Source organism: Cupriavidus sp. FW305-46 (assembly GCF_058787075.1).
In genome coordinates this window covers 43,933-58,798 of sequence record NZ_JBYSZI010000037.1, presented here as the reverse complement: position 1 = coordinate 58,798, position 14,866 = coordinate 43,933, and the positions used below count along the sequence as shown (strand labels likewise).

17 protein-coding genes and 1 tRNA gene are annotated in these 14,866 nt (G+C 67.7%); 14 read left to right on the top strand and 4 right to left on the bottom strand.

Going from position 1 to position 14,866, the window contains the following annotated elements:
• The first annotated feature begins 69 nt into the window (after positions 1–69).
• The 12 genes from soxC to AC3WON_RS18735 all read left to right on the top strand — a co-directional run bounded on the left by soxC (position 70) and on the right by AC3WON_RS18735 (position 9,347).
• Complete coding sequence (gene soxC / locus AC3WON_RS18790; protein ID WP_492320027.1) at positions 70–1,419, top strand: sulfite dehydrogenase; 1,350 nt, start codon at positions 70–72, stop codon at positions 1,417–1,419.
• The gene (locus AC3WON_RS18785) at positions 1,403–2,440 is read left to right on the top strand and encodes a c-type cytochrome (protein ID WP_492352475.1); all 1,038 of its coding nucleotides are present in this window, start codon (positions 1,403–1,405) and stop codon (positions 2,438–2,440) included. Before soxC ends, AC3WON_RS18785 begins: the two co-directional genes overlap by 17 nt.
• 117 nt (positions 2,441–2,557) lie before the next feature.
• Positions 2,558–2,884 carry a c-type cytochrome gene (locus tag AC3WON_RS18780; protein ID WP_492352474.1) on the top strand — a complete coding sequence of 109 codons (327 nt, stop codon included), beginning with the start codon at positions 2,558–2,560 and terminating at the stop codon, positions 2,882–2,884.
• A gap of 160 nt (positions 2,885–3,044) precedes the next feature.
• The gene (gene soxY, locus AC3WON_RS18775) at positions 3,045–3,500 is read left to right on the top strand and encodes a thiosulfate oxidation carrier protein SoxY (RefSeq protein WP_010812118.1); all 456 of its coding nucleotides are present in this window, start codon (positions 3,045–3,047) and stop codon (positions 3,498–3,500) included.
• Between the two features lie 46 nt (positions 3,501–3,546).
• Positions 3,547–3,858, top strand: coding sequence for a thiosulfate oxidation carrier complex protein SoxZ (gene soxZ / locus AC3WON_RS18770; protein ID WP_018006135.1), 312 nt, complete (start codon positions 3,547–3,549; stop codon positions 3,856–3,858).
• 86 nt (positions 3,859–3,944) lie between these two features.
• Positions 3,945–4,397: a DsrE family protein gene (locus AC3WON_RS18765; protein WP_010812116.1), complete on the top strand. Its 453-nt coding sequence runs from the start codon at positions 3,945–3,947 to the stop codon at positions 4,395–4,397.
• 75 nt (positions 4,398–4,472) lie between these two features.
• Positions 4,473–5,300: a sulfur oxidation c-type cytochrome SoxA gene (soxA, locus tag AC3WON_RS18760; protein ID WP_492352473.1), complete on the top strand. Its 828-nt coding sequence runs from the start codon at positions 4,473–4,475 to the stop codon at positions 5,298–5,300.
• 19 nt (positions 5,301–5,319) lie between these two features.
• On the top strand, positions 5,320–5,982 hold the full coding sequence (gene soxX / locus AC3WON_RS18755) for a sulfur oxidation c-type cytochrome SoxX (RefSeq protein WP_492352472.1): 663 nt from the start codon (positions 5,320–5,322) through the stop codon (positions 5,980–5,982).
• 5 nt (positions 5,983–5,987) lie between these two features.
• Entirely contained in the window at positions 5,988–6,482 is a 495-nt protein-coding gene (locus AC3WON_RS18750; protein ID WP_492320021.1) for a TlpA family protein disulfide reductase, read from the top strand.
• A 60-nt stretch (positions 6,483–6,542) separates the two neighbouring features.
• Positions 6,543–8,264 (top strand): thiosulfohydrolase SoxB, encoded by a 1,722-nt coding sequence (gene soxB / locus AC3WON_RS18745; protein ID WP_492320020.1) that lies wholly within the window; start codon positions 6,543–6,545, stop codon positions 8,262–8,264.
• Between the two features lie 74 nt (positions 8,265–8,338).
• Positions 8,339–8,414: transfer RNA gene (locus AC3WON_RS18740), tRNA-Ala, on the top strand.
• Between the two features lie 255 nt (positions 8,415–8,669).
• Positions 8,670–9,347, top strand: a complete 678-nt coding sequence (locus AC3WON_RS18735) for an aspartate/glutamate racemase family protein (RefSeq protein WP_492352471.1) — start codon at positions 8,670–8,672, stop codon at positions 9,345–9,347.
• 79 nt (positions 9,348–9,426) lie between these two features.
• Here AC3WON_RS18735 and AC3WON_RS18730 read toward each other — a convergent pair whose 3' ends face one another.
• The gene (locus AC3WON_RS18730) at positions 9,427–9,678 is read right to left on the bottom strand and encodes a hypothetical protein (protein ID WP_010813430.1); all 252 of its coding nucleotides are present in this window, start codon (positions 9,676–9,678) and stop codon (positions 9,427–9,429) included.
• A 150-nt stretch (positions 9,679–9,828) separates the two neighbouring features.
• Here AC3WON_RS18730 and AC3WON_RS18725 point away from each other — a divergent pair, with 150 nt between their 5' ends.
• The gene (locus tag AC3WON_RS18725; RefSeq protein WP_492352470.1) at positions 9,829–10,797 is read left to right on the top strand and encodes a cation diffusion facilitator family transporter; all 969 of its coding nucleotides are present in this window, start codon (positions 9,829–9,831) and stop codon (positions 10,795–10,797) included.
• A 386-nt stretch (positions 10,798–11,183) separates the two neighbouring features.
• On the opposite strand, the gene AC3WON_RS18720 is transcribed toward AC3WON_RS18725, so the two are convergent.
• The gene (locus tag AC3WON_RS18720; protein ID WP_492320005.1) at positions 11,184–11,801 is read right to left on the bottom strand and encodes a DNA-3-methyladenine glycosylase I; all 618 of its coding nucleotides are present in this window, start codon (positions 11,799–11,801) and stop codon (positions 11,184–11,186) included.
• 105 nt (positions 11,802–11,906) lie between these two features.
• On the opposite strand from AC3WON_RS18720, the gene AC3WON_RS18715 reads away from it, so the two are divergent.
• Positions 11,907–12,263 carry a DUF2314 domain-containing protein gene (locus AC3WON_RS18715; RefSeq protein ID WP_492320004.1) on the top strand — a complete coding sequence of 119 codons (357 nt, stop codon included), beginning with the start codon at positions 11,907–11,909 and terminating at the stop codon, positions 12,261–12,263.
• 72 nt (positions 12,264–12,335) lie between these two features.
• Here the strand turns inward: AC3WON_RS18715 and AC3WON_RS18710 are convergent, their stop codons facing one another.
• Complete coding sequence (locus tag AC3WON_RS18710; protein WP_013958307.1) at positions 12,336–13,646, bottom strand: MFS transporter; 1,311 nt, start codon at positions 13,644–13,646, stop codon at positions 12,336–12,338.
• Between the two features lie 81 nt (positions 13,647–13,727).
• Entirely contained in the window at positions 13,728–14,660 is a 933-nt protein-coding gene (locus AC3WON_RS18705; protein ID WP_492352469.1) for a hypothetical protein, read from the bottom strand.
• Between the last annotated feature and the right edge of the window lie 206 nt (positions 14,661–14,866).

Here is a 14,866-nt window from a genome sequence, read left to right as displayed (position 1 = left end):
GCAGCGGCCCGATAACAGGCACGCCGACCGGTCCATGGGACCGTGGCGAGCGCGCCGGAGGAGACCGATTTGCAGGAACGGAACCGGCCCGGGCGCATCGTGCCCGCGCCCGAGCACTTCGTCAGCGCATCGCTGCAGCAGGACATCGGCCGGCACGGCCTGGACGCGCCGCGGCGCGACTTCCTGCGCAAGAGCTTCCTGGGCGCGGCCGCGGGGATTGCCGCCGCCACGGCAGGCCGTCAGGCACTGGCAGCCGACGGCGATCCCGCCATCCTGCAGCCGCAGCCCTGGGCCACCTCGCTCGGCCAACCGGTGGCGGCACGCCCGTACGGGCAGCCCTCCGTGCATGAGAAAAACCTGGTGCGGCGCGAATCGCCGGGCCTGACGCGCGTCTCCGCTGCTTCGGTGGCCTTCGCGCCGCTGCAGGGCTTCTTCGGCATCATCACCCCCAACGGCCTGCATTTCGAGCGCCACCACCAGGGCTGGCACGATCTCGACCCGGCCCGCCACCGCCTGATGCTCAACGGCCTGGTGCGCACGCCGCGCGTCTACACCATGGACGACCTGATGCGCCTGCCGGCGGTGTCGCGCATGCATTTCATCGAATGCGGCGCCAACACCGGCATGGAATGGGGCAACGTGGCCGTGCCCACGGTGCAGTACACCCATGGCATGCTGTCGTGCTGCGAGTTCACCGGCGTGCCGCTGCGGGTGCTGCTGGACGATGCCGGCGCCGACCTGCGCCGCGGCCGCTACCTGCTGGCCGAAGGCGGCGATGGCTCGTCGATGACGCGCACCATCCCGATGGAGCTGGCCGACGAGATCATCGTCGCCTGGGGCATGAACGGCGAGATGCTGCGCCCCGAGAACGGCTATCCGCTGCGGCTGGTGGTGCCAGGCGTGCAGGGGGTGTCGTGGGTCAAGTGGCTGCGCCGGTTGGAACTGGGCGACCAGCCCTGGAATGCCAAGGACGAGACCATTCACTACGTGGACATGATGCCGGACGGCAAGCTGCGCCAGTACACCTCGATCCAGGAGTGCAAGTCGGTCATCACCACGCCTTCGGGCGGACAGCAGCTGGTGGGCAAGGGCTTCTACAACATCAGCGGGCTGGCGTGGTCGGGGCGCGGGCGCATCAGGCGTGTCGATGTCTCGACCGACGGCGGGCGCAACTGGCGCAGCGCGCGGCTGGAGGCGCCGGTGCTGTCCAAGTGCCTGACGCGCTTCAACCTGGACTGGGTCTGGGACGGCGGCCCCGCCATCCTGCAAAGCCGCGCCATCGACGACACCGGCTATGTGCAGCCGAAGCTGGGGCAGCTGCGCGCGGTGCGCGGCACGCGCTCGATCTACCACAACAACGCCATCCAGAGCTGGCAGGTGGCGGCAGGCGGCGAGGTGTCCAATGTCCATGTGGGCTGAACTCAGGACCGCCGCCGCCCTGGTGCTGGCAGCCGTCAGCGCCGCCCCGGCATGGGCGGGCACGGCCGACGCGCGTGCGGCGCTTGGCCGCACCGCCACGCCCGCCGAAGTCGCCGCGTGGGACATCGACGTGCGCCCGGACTTCCAGGGCCTGCCCAGGGGCAGCGGCACGGTGGCGCAGGGGCAGAAGGTCTGGGACGGCAAGTGCGCGTCGTGCCACGGCGACTTCGGCGAATCCAACGAGGTGTTCACGCCGCTGGTCGGCGGCACCACCGCCGAAGACATCAAGCGCGGCCGCGTGGCCGGCATGACCGGCAACCAGCCGTACCGCACCACGCTGATGAAGGTCAGCACCGTCAGCACGCTGTGGGACTACATCCACCGCGCCATGCCGTGGAACGCCCCCAAGAGCCTGAGCGTGGGCGACGTCTACGCGGTCACCGCCTATATGCTGCACCTGGGCGAGATCGTCCCGGCCGACTTCACGCTGTCCGACGCCAATATCGCCGAGGTCCAGCGGCGCATGCCCAACCGCGACGGCATGACCACCGGCCACGGCCTGTGGCCGGGGCGCGGCCGCCCGGACACGCGCAATACGGCCTGCATGAAGGATTGCGCGGGCAAGGTGGCGATTACCTCGTCGATACCGGACTATGCCCGCGATGCCCATGGCGAACTGGCGCAGCAGCAGCGGAGCTTCGGCCCGGTGCGCGGCGTGGCCGCGGGCAATACCATATCGAAAAGTGCTGCATCAGCTCCTTCGGAGCCGGCCGCGCCGGGCGCGCGGCTCACCAGCCAGTACCAGTGCATGGCCTGCCATGCGATGGACCGCAAGCTGGTTGGGCCGTCCTTTGCCGACATCGCCGGCAAGTACCAGGGCCAGGACGCGCACGGCGCGCTGGCGCGCAAGGTCAAGGCGGGCGGACAGGGCGCATGGGGCAGCGTGCCGATGCCGGCGCAGCCGCAGATCCCGGATTCCGACGTGCAGGCCATGGTGGGCTGGATTCTTGAGGCAAAATAGCGGACTGGCCACCGCAGTGCCCCCGGGCGGCGGCCAGTGTGTGCCGCGAAGCCATTGCAGTACGGCCCAGCGGCCTTTGCCGTCCCCACGGCTTTACAGAGCTTGGAGAGCTTAACAATGAAGCAGTTTGTCATCGCAGCGCTGATGCTCGGCGCCGCCGCATCGGCCCACGCGGTCGATGCCGCCAAGGCACAGGAGATCGCCAACAAGAACGCCTGCATGGGTTGCCACCAGGTCGACAAGAAGCTGGTCGGTCCTTCCTACAAGGAAGTGGCCGCCAAGTACAAGGGCGACAAGAACGCCCTGGCGACGCTGACCAAGAAGGTCAAGAGCGGTGGCTCGGGCGTCTGGGGCCCGGTGCCGATGCCCGCCAACGCGTCGCTCAGCGACGCCGACCTGAAGACCGTGGTCGAGTGGGTGCTGGCTGGCGCCCCCGCCAAGTAAGCCTTACCGACCAGGCGGGCAGTCCGCCGATGCACCAGGCCGGGCGGTGAATGCCGCGCGGCCAGGACAGACCAGCGGCCGGCCATGTACCGGCCGCATGAAGAAGAATCCCCGAAGCGGTCATTTACCGACTGGAACGGAGTAGCCGGAGAGCAGAAACATGAATTCCAAACGACGAGAAGTGCTGCGGGTTACCGCTGTCCTGTCGCTGATGGCCGCCACCGGCCTGATCAGCGAGGCGCAGGCGGCCGAGTGGAACAAGAACGCCTTTGACGGCAAGAGCGTTGCCGACGTGATCAAGGCGCTCGGCGGCAGCGGCACCGAGAAAAGCACCGCCATCACCTTCACCGCCCCCGATATCGCCGAGAACGGCGCCGTGGTGCCGGTGGCCGTGACCAGCACCATCCCGGATACCGAGCAGATCGCGATCCTGGTGGAAAAGAACCCCAACACGCTGGCCGCCGACTTCATCATCCCGGCCGGCACCGAGCCGTTCGTCTCCACGCGCGTGAAGATGGGCCAGACCTCGGTCGTGCATGCCGCGGTCAAGGCCGGCGGCAAGTGGTACGTGGCATCGAAGGAAATCAAGGTCACGCTGGGCGGCTGCGGCGGCTGACGCCGCGCCCCGGATCGAGATTCCCAAACTGCAACAGGAGAAACACATGGCAGACCCGATGCGCGTACGCGCCACCGAAAACGGCGGCGTGGTTGACGTCAAGATTCTGATGAAGCACGACATGGAAACCGGCCAGCGCAAGGATGCGTCCGGCAAGGTCGTGCCGGCCTGGCATATCCAGACCGTGACCGCCCAGTGCAAGGGCAAGGAAGTGTTCCGCGCCCAGTTCGGCCCGGCGGTGTCGAAGGACCCGTTCCTGAACTTCAAGTTCAAGGGCGGCGCCAAGGGCGACAAGGTCGCAGTGACCTGGATCGACAACAAGGGCGACAAGCGCACCGACGAAGCGACCATCGCCTGACAGCCGTTCCCGCGGCCGGCAGGCCACGCCGTCCTCTGCTAAGGTTCGGGACGGATGCCGGGACTGGCCCGGCGGGAAGGAACAACATGCGGCGAGCATTTATTCGAGCATCGGCGGCGCTGGCCGCCATCGGCCTGTCGGCAAAAGCCGCGGCCCAGGCCGCGCCGGCTGCGGGCAAGGGCGGGCGCATCAAGGTGGTGTACCAGCTGTCGGAAGGCATCGACCAGGCGGTGCGCGCGATGGGCAACCTGCGCAACCACCTGAACGGCGCGCCGGGAACGAAGATCGTGGTAGTGGCGTTCGGCTACGGCATCGATTTCCTGGTCGAAGGCGCCAAGGATGCGCGCGGCAACACCTTTGACGGCCCGGTGGGCGCGCTGGCCTCGGCCGGGGTGGAGTTCCGCGTGTGCCGCAACACGCTGACCGCACGCAAGATTGCGGAATCGAGCCTGTTGATGGAAGCCAAGGTGGTACCGGCCGGCGTGGTCGAGATTGCGCGCCTGCAGGCCGAAGAAGGCTACGCCTATATCAAGCCCTGAGCCGGGCGGCGTAGCTTCCGGCAACAAGAGAGAGAGAACGGCCCGCCACGGTGCGAGGCCGCGAGGAGAAGCCCCATGAACACCATCCGAAGCCTGGCCCGGCGCGCCGCGCTGGCCGCGGCGGCCACCGCTGCGGTGGCCTCTGCTGCCGCCGTGCATGCGCAGGGCAGCACCGCCGACGAAATCGCCAAGTACCGCCAGATGCTGGCCGAAGGCAATCCCGCCGAGTTGTGGGAAGCCGCCGGCGAAGAACTGTGGAAGAAGCCGGCCGGCCCGAAGAACGCCTCGCTGGAACAATGCGACCTGGGCAAGGGCCCGGGCGTGACCAAGGGCGCCTACGCCGAGCTGCCGCGCTACTTCAAGGACGCCAGCAAGGTGATGGACCTGGAGCAGCGGCTCGCCTACTGCCGCATGACGCTGCAGGGGCTGACCAGGGAGGAGGCAACGAAGAACCCGTTCTCGTCGTCGGGCAAGCCGTCCGAGATCGAGCGCCTGGTGGCCTACCTGACCGGCGAGTCGCGCGGTGTGAAGATGAACGTGCAGCTCAGCCATCCCGAAGAAAAGCGCACCTATGCGCTGGGCGAGAAGATGTTCTTCTACCGCGGCGGCGCCTATGACTTTGCCTGCGCCACCTGCCATGCGGTGGACGGCCAGCGCATCCGGCTGCAGGACCTGCCCAACCTGCTGACCGACAAGGGCGCGCAGGCGGCCTACACCACCTGGCCCGCCTACCGCGTCTCGCAGGGCGAGGTCCGCACCATGCAGCACCGCCTGTACGACTGCCTGCGCCAGCAGCGCTTTCCCGAACCCGCCTATGGCTCGGACGTGATCACCGCGCTGACCATGTTCCTGGCGAAGAACGCCAACGGCGGGACCTACGACGGCCCGGCGATGAAGCGCTGACCAGTACGGGAGAGACAACATGCAACGACAACACCAGGCACTGGCCATCGCGGCCCTGGCCACCCTGCTGGCAGGCGGCGCCCACGCGCAGGACAGCACCAGGGCCCGCACGCCCAAGGGCAAGCCCGCCGCCGTCAGCGGTGCCGACATGAAGCACCTGATCGAGGACTCGTTCTCGTCACGCGGCCCGGTCACGGTCGAGGGCGTGCTCAACCAGGACGGCATGCAGCAGGCCTGCAGCCAGTACCCGGACCGCACCAAGGTGCCGGCAAAGCTTGCCAAGAAGATCGAAGCCGCCGAGCTCAAGCAGGTGAAATACCCCGCCGAAGACAAATGGCTGGGCGACTGGAAGGAAGGCGAAAAGGTCGCCCAGAACGGCCGCGGCATGCAGTTCACCGACCAGGTCGGCGGCACCAACGGCGGCAATTGCTACGCCTGCCACCAGATGACCAAGGCCGAGATCTCGTTCGGCAATATCGGCCCGTCGCTGTACCAGTACGGCAAGCTGCGCGGCAACTCGCAGGAAGTCATCAAGTACACCTGGGGCAAGATCTGGGACTCCAGCGCCTACGCCGCCTGCTCCAACATGCCGCGCTTCGGCCACAAGGGCATCCTGACCGAGGCCCAGATCCGCGACGTGATGGCGCTGCTGCTCGACCCGGCCTCGCCGGTCAACCAGTAAGGCCGATGCGCGCGCCTGCCGTGCTGCTGCGCTGGCTGCTGGCCTTCAGCCTGGCCGGCGCCGCAGCCGGCGCGGCAGCGCTGGAGGTCGGCGACACCGTGCGCCTGTCCGACGTGCGCACGCTCGACGGGCGCACCCTCAGCGCTGGCGCGCTGGCCGGCAAGCCGCTGGTGGTCGAATACTGGGCCTCGTGGTGCCCGTTCTGCGCGATGCAGAACCCGCGCCTGCAGAAGCTTTATGAACGCACGCGCGGCACGCCGCTGCAGGTGCTGACCATCAGCATCGACAAGGATCCGCGCGAGGCTGCCGACTACATGAAGAAGCGCGGCTACACCTTCCCGGCGACGACGGATTCGCCCGCGCTGCAGGCCGTGTTCGGCAAGCGCAAGGGACTGCCGGAGCTGTACGTGATCGACGCGCGCGGCCGCGTGGTGCAGAAGGAAGTGGGCGAAATGCTTGAAGACGACGTGGCGGCGCTGGAGCGGTACGCGCGGCCATAGTTTTGCGATGGCGGACGCCCGCGCCAGGGCCGACCGCCACCGTCAATTCCAGGAAGAGACATGAACCGACGCGAGTTCCTGCAGGTGCTGGCCATTGCCGGCGCCGGCGGCATGACGTTCCCCCATCAAGACGCGCACGCCGCGCAGGCCGCCGAGGCCATGTACGACCTGCCGCGCTTCGGCAACGTCCACCTGCTGCATTTCACCGACTGCCATGCGCAGCTGCGGCCGGTGTATTTCCGTGAGCCCAACGTCAACCTCGGTATCGGCGACTATGCCGGCAAGCCGCCGCACCTGGTCGGCGACGCGCTGCTGCGCCAGTACGGCATCCGCCCCGGCACGCCGCAGGCGCATGCGTTCACCTACCTGGATTTCAACGAGGCCGCGCGCCGCTATGGCAAGGTCGGCGGGTTTGCGCACCTGGCCACGCTGGTGAAACGGCTGAAGGCAGGCCGGCCGGGCGCCCTGCTGCTCGATGGCGGCGATACCTGGCAAGGCTCGGCCACCGCGCTGTGGACCAAGGGCCAGGACATGGTCGATGCCGCGCTGGCGCTGGGCGTGGACGTGATGACGCCGCACTGGGAGATGACCCTGGGCGCGGACCGCGTCAAGGAGATCGTCGACAAGGACTTCAAGGGCAAGGTCGCCTTCCTGGCGCAGAACATCAAGACCAACGATTTCGGCGATCCGGTGTTCGATCCGTACGTGATCCGCGAGATCAACGGCGTGCCGGTGGCCATCATCGGCCAGGCGTTCCCGTACACGCCCATCGCCAACCCGCGCTACTTCGTGCCGGACTGGACCTTCGGCATCCAGGAAGAGAATCTGCAGCAGGTCATCGACGCAGCGCGCGGCAAGGGCGCGCAGGCGGTGGTGCTGCTGTCCCACAACGGCATGGACGTGGACCTGAAGCTGGCCTCGCGCGTGCGCGGGCTCGACGCCATCCTGGGCGGCCATACCCATGACGGCATGCCCGCGCCGGTGCCGGTGAAGAATGCCGGCGGCACCACGCTGGTGACCAATGCCGGCTCCAACGGCAAGTTCCTCGGCGTGCTGGACTTTGACGTGAAGGGCGGCAAGGTCGCGGACTTTCGCTACCGGCTGCTGCCGGTGTTCGCCAACTACCTGCCGGCCGACCCGGCCATGGACGCGCTCATCAGGAAAGTCCGCGCGCCCTATGAGCAGAAGCTGGGCGAAGTGCTGGCCGTCAACCGCGGCCTGCTGTACCGCCGCGGCAATTTCAACGGCACCTTCGACCAGCTGATCCTGGACGGCCTGATGCAGGCCCAGGGCGCGCAGATCGCGTTCTCGCCGGGCTTCCGCTGGGGCACCACGCTGCTGCCGGGCGAGGCCATCACCATGGAACACCTGATGGACCAGACCGCCATCACCTACCCGTACACCACGGTGACGCAGATGAGCGGCGAGACCATCAAGACCATCCTGGAAGACGTGGCCGACAACCTGTTCAATCCCGACCCGTACTACCAGCAGGGCGGCGACATGGTGCGCGTGGGCGGGCTGCAATACACCATCGATCCGACCGCCGGCATGGGCAAGCGCATCAGCGACATGCGCCTGGCCGGCAAGCCGCTGGAAGCCGGCAAGACCTACAAGGTGGCGGGCTGGGCCCCGGTGGCCGAAGAGGCGCGCCAGGCCGGCGGCGCGCCGATCTGGGACGTGATGGCGCAGTGGCTGCGCAGCACCAGGGAAGTCAGCGCCCGCCCGCTGAACCTGCCGCGCGTGCGCGGCATGGACGGCAATCCGGGCATGGCCGCCTGATGTTGTGCGGCCCCGTCACGCGCCGCGCAGAGGATTGAAGGGCGCTGCCGTATTACGCTACAATCAACCGCCACGGGCCGATAGCTCAGCTGGGAGAGCGCTGCGTTCGCAATGCAGAGGTCGGGAGTTCGATCCTCCTTCGGTCCACCAGATATCCCGCGCAAAAGCCCCGGAAAGCCAACGCTTTCCGGGGCTTTTGTGCTTCTGCCGCCCGCGCTGTCCGCCATCTCGCGCTGGCAGCCGCCATACGCTATCGTTGACACCTCGGCACAGGCGTACGCGCCTTGTGCCGCCGCCAACCTACGCCCGCCGGGGCCTTGTTCGATCCCATGCAAGCCAACAGGAAATCGAGCCACCCGCTGGCGATGTCCCTGCGCTGGCATTCCTGAATCTCAAGAGGCATCCATGAGCCACATCCTGCTGATCAACCCGAATACGTCGAGCGCCACCACGCAGATGATGGTCGAGATCGCGCGCGCCTGGTTCGCGCAGGCCATGCCCGCGCCGCCGGCCGTGGTCGGCGCGACGGTCACGCGCGGCGCGCCGATGATCATCGACGAAGACGATCTTGCCGTGGCCGCCGAGGCGATCTGCGCTGCAGACATGCTGCGCCTGGCCGGCGGTGCCGACGGCGTGATCGTCGGCGCCTTCGGCGACCCCGGCATCGAGGCCCTGCGCGCGCAGCTGTCAGTGCCGGTGGTGGGTATCGGCGAAGCCTCGATGCACGCGGCCGCGGCCGGGTGGCGGCGCTTCGGCATCGCCACCACCACGCCGCGGCTGGCGGCGTCGATCAGCGCCAGCGTGCGCCGGCAGGGGTTGGACGAGCTGTTCACGGGCACGCGCTTCACCGAGGGCGATCCGCGCGCGCTGGGCGGCGCGCCGCAGCAGCAGGAAGACCTGCTGGCGGGCGCGGTCGATACCTGCATCCGAGCCGACGGCGCGCAAGCCGTGATCATCGGCGGCGGCCCGCTGGGCGAGGCCGCCCGGGCGCTGGGCCAGCGCTTTCCGATTCCCGTCATCGGCCCGGTGCCGGCCGCGTGCGCGGCCATGTCGCAGGCGCTGCGCTATTGCCCGGCGGCGTAAGCCGGCCCGTGGGGACAACAAGGAGCGCGAGCGATTTGCCCGGCCGTGTGGGTCGCGCCAGCGTGCAGGCGCGGGTAGGCTAGGCCACCCGGGTCGGCCGGCGGGCCTTCATCGCCGAGGGCCGTACCTGTTGCAGCGCGCGCAGCGACTGCAGCGCGTCCTCGACCGCCTCGATGCCGTCGCGCAGGCGGCCGATGGCATAGCCAAGGCGGCTTTGCGCGTCGGCGTCTGGGGTGGAAAGGTTCTCTAATGCATCGACTTCCGCCTGCATCTGTCCGACCAGGCGGCGCAGCTGGGATGTGCTGTGCGAGGCAAGTGACCGAATCGCCATCGTTGGGTCCTCCTTGCAGTGTCCGGGTGTTCCCGTCCTGTGTAACGGTAAAGGCGACACCAGAACTTCGCCAGCGCTGTTACGAAATCGGCACGGCAGCGCCGCCGTGGCCCGGTCCGCCTGTCGCGGATGTTGGGCTATAGTCACCCGATGGAATCGGAACACAACCCTCTGCGGCCGGCATCCGCCGGCCTTCCGGACGACGCCACCGCCGCCAGCCCGGCCGAGGCCGACGCGCGCCACCGGGCTGGCCGGCGCAGCACGCTGGTCAGCGTGGCCGTCAATATCGGCCTGACCGCCGCGCAGGCGGTGGCCGGTGTCATCTCTGGCTCGCAGGCGCTGATCGCCGACGCCGCGCATTCCCTCTCGGACCTGCTGTCCGACTTCGTGGTGCTGCTGGCCGCCTGGCAGAGCCGCAAGGATCCGGACGCCCACCACCAGTACGGCCACCTGCGCTTCGAGACCGCGGCGTCGCTGGCACTCGGCGCGCTGCTGCTGGCGGTGGGGGCAGGCATGCTGTGGGCGGCGGTGGACAAATTGCAGCACCCGGCCAGCCTGCAGCCGGTGCAGCCAGTGGCCTTGTGGGTGGCACTGGTCGCGCTGGTGTCCAAGGAACTGCTGTTCCGCTACATGCTCGCGGTGGCGCGGCGCGTGCGCTCGGGCATGCTGGTGGCCAATGCCTGGCATGCGCGCTCGGATGCGGCCTCGTCGCTGGTGGTGGCGCTGGGTATTGGCGGCAACCTGCTGGGCTACCACATGCTCGACCCGGTGGCGGCCATCGTGGTCGGGCTGATGGTTGCGCGCATGGGCCTGCGTTTCGGCTGGGATGCGCTCAACGACCTGATGGACCGCGCGGCCGACGAGGAAACCGTCGCGGCGATCCGCGCGACCATGCTGGGCACGCCCGGCGTGCTGGGCCTGCACGACCTGCGCACCCGCAAGATGGGCGACCAGGTGCTGGTTGACGTGCACCTGGAGATCGATGCCGCGCTGACGGTGGCGCAGGGGCATGCGATCGCGGTCGAAGCCCGGCGCCGCACCCTGGAGCACCATCACGTGCTCAACGTGATGACGCACGTCGATCCCGTATACATGAGCAGCCAGGCCAGCGCTGCCTGAGCCCGGCCTGTGGACATCTTTGCCGGTTGCTGGGGATAACCGGCCGGACAAGCTGTGCCCCGCCTGGGGGTGCCTTGTGGGACGTATACGGATAACTGCGGCGCCCGCACTGCTGACGTATACGTGACTGCCACGCTATCCCGGCGAATCAGGGTTATCCCGCGGTGGTTATCTTTGCTGCAAGTCCCTGAGCCGAAAGGAGAAAGGTGACTTATCCACGGCCTGATGCCTGGTTTACCTACTACTACTATGTTTACATACGTAAACAATATTAAAGACATAGACAGGACCGTTGCGCCGTTCGCATTGGCCTGACGTTTACGCGGGCCATGGCGCTGGTGCGCCGGCGTATACCTGGCGCGCGCCGGGTATACGTCCACGCAACGCTAGCGCGGCACCTTGAACACCTTGCGTGCAGCCAGCACCTCGGCCCGGGTCGTGCAGCCTTCCTGGTGGTCATTGACCAGCCCCATCGCCTGCATCAGCGCGTACATGGTGGTGGGACCGACAAAGCGCCAGCCGCGCTTCTTCAGGTCCTTTGACAGCGCCGTGGATTCCGGCGAAGTCGCCATGGTGCGCAGCACCTCGGGTGTCAGCACCCTGGGCCGGCTGGACGGATCGGGCTCGAAGCGCCAGAAGTAGGCGGCCAGCGACGATTCCGTCTCCAGCAGTTCGCGGGCCCGCTGCGCATTGTTGATGGCCGCCTCGATCTTGCCGCGGTGGCGCACGATGCCGGCGTCGCCGAGCAGGCGCGCAATATCGCGCTCGCTGAAGCGCGCCACCTTTTCGATGTCGAAATTGGCAAACGCCTTGCGGAAGGCCTCGCGCTTGCGCAGGATGGTCAGCCAGCTCAGGCCGGACTGGAAGCCTTCCAGGCACAGCTTCTCGAACAGCCGGCGGTCGTCGGCGACCGGAAAGCCCCACTCGGTGTCGTGGTAGTGGCAATAGTCCTCCAGCGTGCCGCACCAGCCGCAGCGCACCGCTGCTTCCTTCTTGCTTGTCATGGGTACCTGTTCCCTGTTGAAAGTCCCGCACGCCGGCCAGGCTCTCGCCGACCGGCGCATTTGCTGCGATCATGCCCGCACCTGAGAGATTGCGGAAGGCTGAAAATGGACATGCGATTGACAACCCTGGACGAAGACGGATGGGAGCTCGACGACGCCGAGCCCATCGCCGCCGCCCATCCCGAGACCTTCTGGATGCCGCCGCGCGAGGAGCGTGATGAACTCGCACCCGGCCAGCTGGTCAAGCTGATCTTCCGCATCCTGGTCGCGGACGAGACGGGCAGCGAAGAGGTTCACGTGGAGCGGATGTGGGTCATCGTCACCGGGCGCGAGGGCAGCCTTTATACCGGCGAGCTTGATAACCAGCCGTATTGCACCGACGAGATGAACCCGGGCATGCCGCTGTGCTTCGAGGCTCGGCATGTGATCAATATCCACCGGGACGAGGACGAAGCCGGCTAGACGGGCTGCCCGCGCGCAACAAAAAAGCCAGCCTCGCGGCTGGCTTTCTTGCCTGGAACTGGCGCGGACGGCTCAGGCCAGCTTCTTGCCCGTGCGGTCGTGCATGAACACCAGCGCGATAAAACTCACCACGGCAGCGGCGATCACGTAGTAAGCCGGCGCCAGCTTGTTCTGCGTCGACTCGATCAGCCAGGTCACGATTAGCGGCGCAAAGCCGCCGAAGATGGTCACGGCGAAGTTGTAGGCCAGCGACAGCCCGGTGGAGCGCACCTCGGTCGGGAACTGCTCGGCCAGCACCGCCGGGGCCGGGCCGGTGAAGGCCGCCAGCAGGATGCCCAGCACGATCTGCACCTGCAGCAGCGTCTGCGTGCTCGGCGACACATTGAGCCAGTGGAACAGCGGATAAGCCAGCACGCCGATCAGCAGCGCCACGATGCCCAGCATGCGCTTGCGGCCCATGCGGTCCGACAGCATGCCCATCAGCGGGCACAGCACCAGGATGATGGCGCCGCACAGCGCGGTCGACTTGAAGGTCGCGCCCAGCGGCAGGCCCAGCTGCTGCTTGGCGTACGACGGCATATAGAACACCAGCACGTAGGTGCACACCGTCCACAGGATGGTCACGCCCAGGCCGGCCAGCACTTCGCGCGGGTGGTCGCGCAGCACCTGCGTGAGCGGCGAGAACTTGACCTTGGCGGCCTTGCGCGCGGCCTGACGCGCCTCGAACTCGGGCGGCTCGTCCAGGTGCGAGCGGATATACATGCCGACCGGGCCGATCAGCAGGCCGAACAGGAACGGGATGCGCCAGCCCCAGGCATCGATCTGCTCGGGCGACAGGCCATTGGTGACCAGCGCGCCCATGGCCGCGCCCAGCATGAAGGAGATGCCCTGGCTGGCCTGCTGCCAGCTGGCGTAGGCGCCGCGCTCGGCGTCGGGCGCGTGCTCGATCAGGAAGGCGGTGGCGCCTCCCACCTCGCCGCCGGCGGAGAAGCCCTGGATCAGGCGCGCCAACACGATCAGCGCCGGTGCCCACAGGCCGATCTGGTCGTAGGTCGGGGCCAGCCCGATGATGGCCGTGCCCAGCGCCATCAGCAAGATGGTCAGCGTCAGCGCCGCCTTGCGGCCCACGCGGTCGGCGTAGACGCCCAGCACGATGGCGCCGACCGGGCGCATGAAGAAGCCCACACCGAAGGTGGCGACGGTCAGCAGGAACGAGGTCAGGTCATCGCCGGTCGGGAAGAACAGCTTGGCGATGATGACGGCAAAGAAGCTGTAGACGGTGAAGTCGAACCATTCCAGGCCGTTGCCGATGGTCGCGGCGATGATCGCCTTTCGTCGGGTGGCGGCTGAAATGTCGGGGATGGGGGCGGTAGTCGCGGTCATGAAGCGTCGGAAAGGCGGGGAAACCGTGATATTAAGCGATTCCTTAATTTTCCATCCGCCCCTGAACCGCCGTGAACGCGCTCAGAAGCTGACCGCCAGCCCCAGCGAGACGCCCGACACGTTGTTGCCGAACACATAGCGCAGCACCGCCCGGATCCGCGTGACAAAGACCTCGTGCGCGCTGGTGTCCAGTTCCAGCCCGGTGCCGAGCGTGGTCAGGTAGTTGAAGCCGAGGATACCGGCCTGGCTGCCAAGGTAGTGTGAATGTGATAGCTCAAGCACGTATCGTACCGGCCGGTCGAACGCATGCATCCCGGTTGGCGCCCGCCAGCGCGCCCACAGGTTGGCGGTCTGCGCCGTGGCCGTGCCCGTGACCGCGCTGGACGTACCGCCGAAGCTCTGCAGGTGGATATTGGTGTAGCGCAGTTCCACGTCGATCTCGTAGTTCTCGCGGTAGTGCTCCCAGTCCAGCATCACCGAGCCGCCCAGCCCGTAGGCATTCAGGCTGCCGCCGTCGAGGAAGTTGAGCTGGCGATCGGTGACCTGCTCGACCGCGAACTTGCCGATTGACAGGTCGCTGGAGACATTGCCCAGCGAGGCGTTGAAGATCGGCCGGAACACCAGTTCCTTGTTGGCCGTCAGCGGAAAGTCCCAGCCCACGCCGATGGTGCCGGAAAAGGTGTTCCAGCGGGTCGGGATGGCGCGGGATTCGGCGCCATTGGTGGCAACGAAGGTGGGATCGTAGCGGCTGTAGGCGATGGCGCCTTCCAGGTAGAGCGGGAACGACTTGCTGATGGTGAAGCCGCCGCCCAGCTGCGACATGACGATGCCGGGATCGTCGGTGCTGGTGTTGTTGATCGACAGCGAGCTGGAGGTAAGGTCCGGCACCACCGAGTACGCCATCAGCGACAGCACCGCGTTGGCGTGCCGCTGCACATTGGCCCCGGCCAGGCGCAGTCCGGGCGCGCCCTGGGCATGTGCCGCGCCGGCGGCCAGCAGCGCCGCCGCGCCCATGGCGGCCAGGGCCGTCCGCCAAAGGGGCCGCGAGCGGCGGCTAGGCGCGGGGTGGAACCGTCGGTGTCGCTGGCGTGCGGACATGGACAATCTCTGTGCAGTCAGTGCCGCAGCGCGCTGCCGTGCGGCAATCTCCCGCGCATTCTAGCGACGCAGGATAGTGAGGGAGCGTCGCGCGAAATCTTTCAGATCGGACTGCTGCCGCC

What these genes read in the sequence shown, in the direction of transcription:
- AC3WON_RS18785 (WP_492352475.1), top strand. Translation starts at nt 1,403, where the DNA reads ATGTCCATGTGGGCTGAACTCAGGACCGCCGCCGCCCTGGTGCTGGCA.
- AC3WON_RS18780 (WP_492352474.1), top strand. Translation starts at nt 2,558, where the DNA reads ATGAAGCAGTTTGTCATCGCAGCGCTGATGCTCGGCGCCGCCGCATCG.
- soxY (WP_010812118.1), top strand. Translation starts at nt 3,045, where the DNA reads ATGAATTCCAAACGACGAGAAGTGCTGCGGGTTACCGCTGTCCTGTCG.
- soxZ (WP_018006135.1), top strand. Translation starts at nt 3,547, where the DNA reads ATGGCAGACCCGATGCGCGTACGCGCCACCGAAAACGGCGGCGTGGTT.
- AC3WON_RS18765 (WP_010812116.1), top strand. Translation starts at nt 3,945, where the DNA reads ATGCGGCGAGCATTTATTCGAGCATCGGCGGCGCTGGCCGCCATCGGC.
- soxA (WP_492352473.1), top strand. Translation starts at nt 4,473, where the DNA reads ATGAACACCATCCGAAGCCTGGCCCGGCGCGCCGCGCTGGCCGCGGCG.
- soxX (WP_492352472.1), top strand. Translation starts at nt 5,320, where the DNA reads ATGCAACGACAACACCAGGCACTGGCCATCGCGGCCCTGGCCACCCTG.
- AC3WON_RS18750 (WP_492320021.1), top strand. Translation starts at nt 5,988, where the DNA reads ATGCGCGCGCCTGCCGTGCTGCTGCGCTGGCTGCTGGCCTTCAGCCTG.
- soxB (WP_492320020.1), top strand. Translation starts at nt 6,543, where the DNA reads ATGAACCGACGCGAGTTCCTGCAGGTGCTGGCCATTGCCGGCGCCGGC.
- AC3WON_RS18735 (WP_492352471.1), top strand. Translation starts at nt 8,670, where the DNA reads ATGAGCCACATCCTGCTGATCAACCCGAATACGTCGAGCGCCACCACG.
- AC3WON_RS18730 (WP_010813430.1), bottom strand. Translation starts at nt 9,678, where the DNA reads ATGGCGATTCGGTCACTTGCCTCGCACAGCACATCCCAGCTGCGCCGC.
- AC3WON_RS18725 (WP_492352470.1), top strand. Translation starts at nt 9,829, where the DNA reads ATGGAATCGGAACACAACCCTCTGCGGCCGGCATCCGCCGGCCTTCCG.
- AC3WON_RS18720 (WP_492320005.1), bottom strand. Translation starts at nt 11,801, where the DNA reads ATGACAAGCAAGAAGGAAGCAGCGGTGCGCTGCGGCTGGTGCGGCACG.
- AC3WON_RS18715 (WP_492320004.1), top strand. Translation starts at nt 11,907, where the DNA reads ATGGACATGCGATTGACAACCCTGGACGAAGACGGATGGGAGCTCGAC.
- AC3WON_RS18710 (WP_013958307.1), bottom strand. Translation starts at nt 13,646, where the DNA reads ATGACCGCGACTACCGCCCCCATCCCCGACATTTCAGCCGCCACCCGA.
- AC3WON_RS18705 (WP_492352469.1), bottom strand. Translation starts at nt 14,660, where the DNA reads ATGGGCGCGGCGGCGCTGCTGGCCGCCGGCGCGGCACATGCCCAGGGC.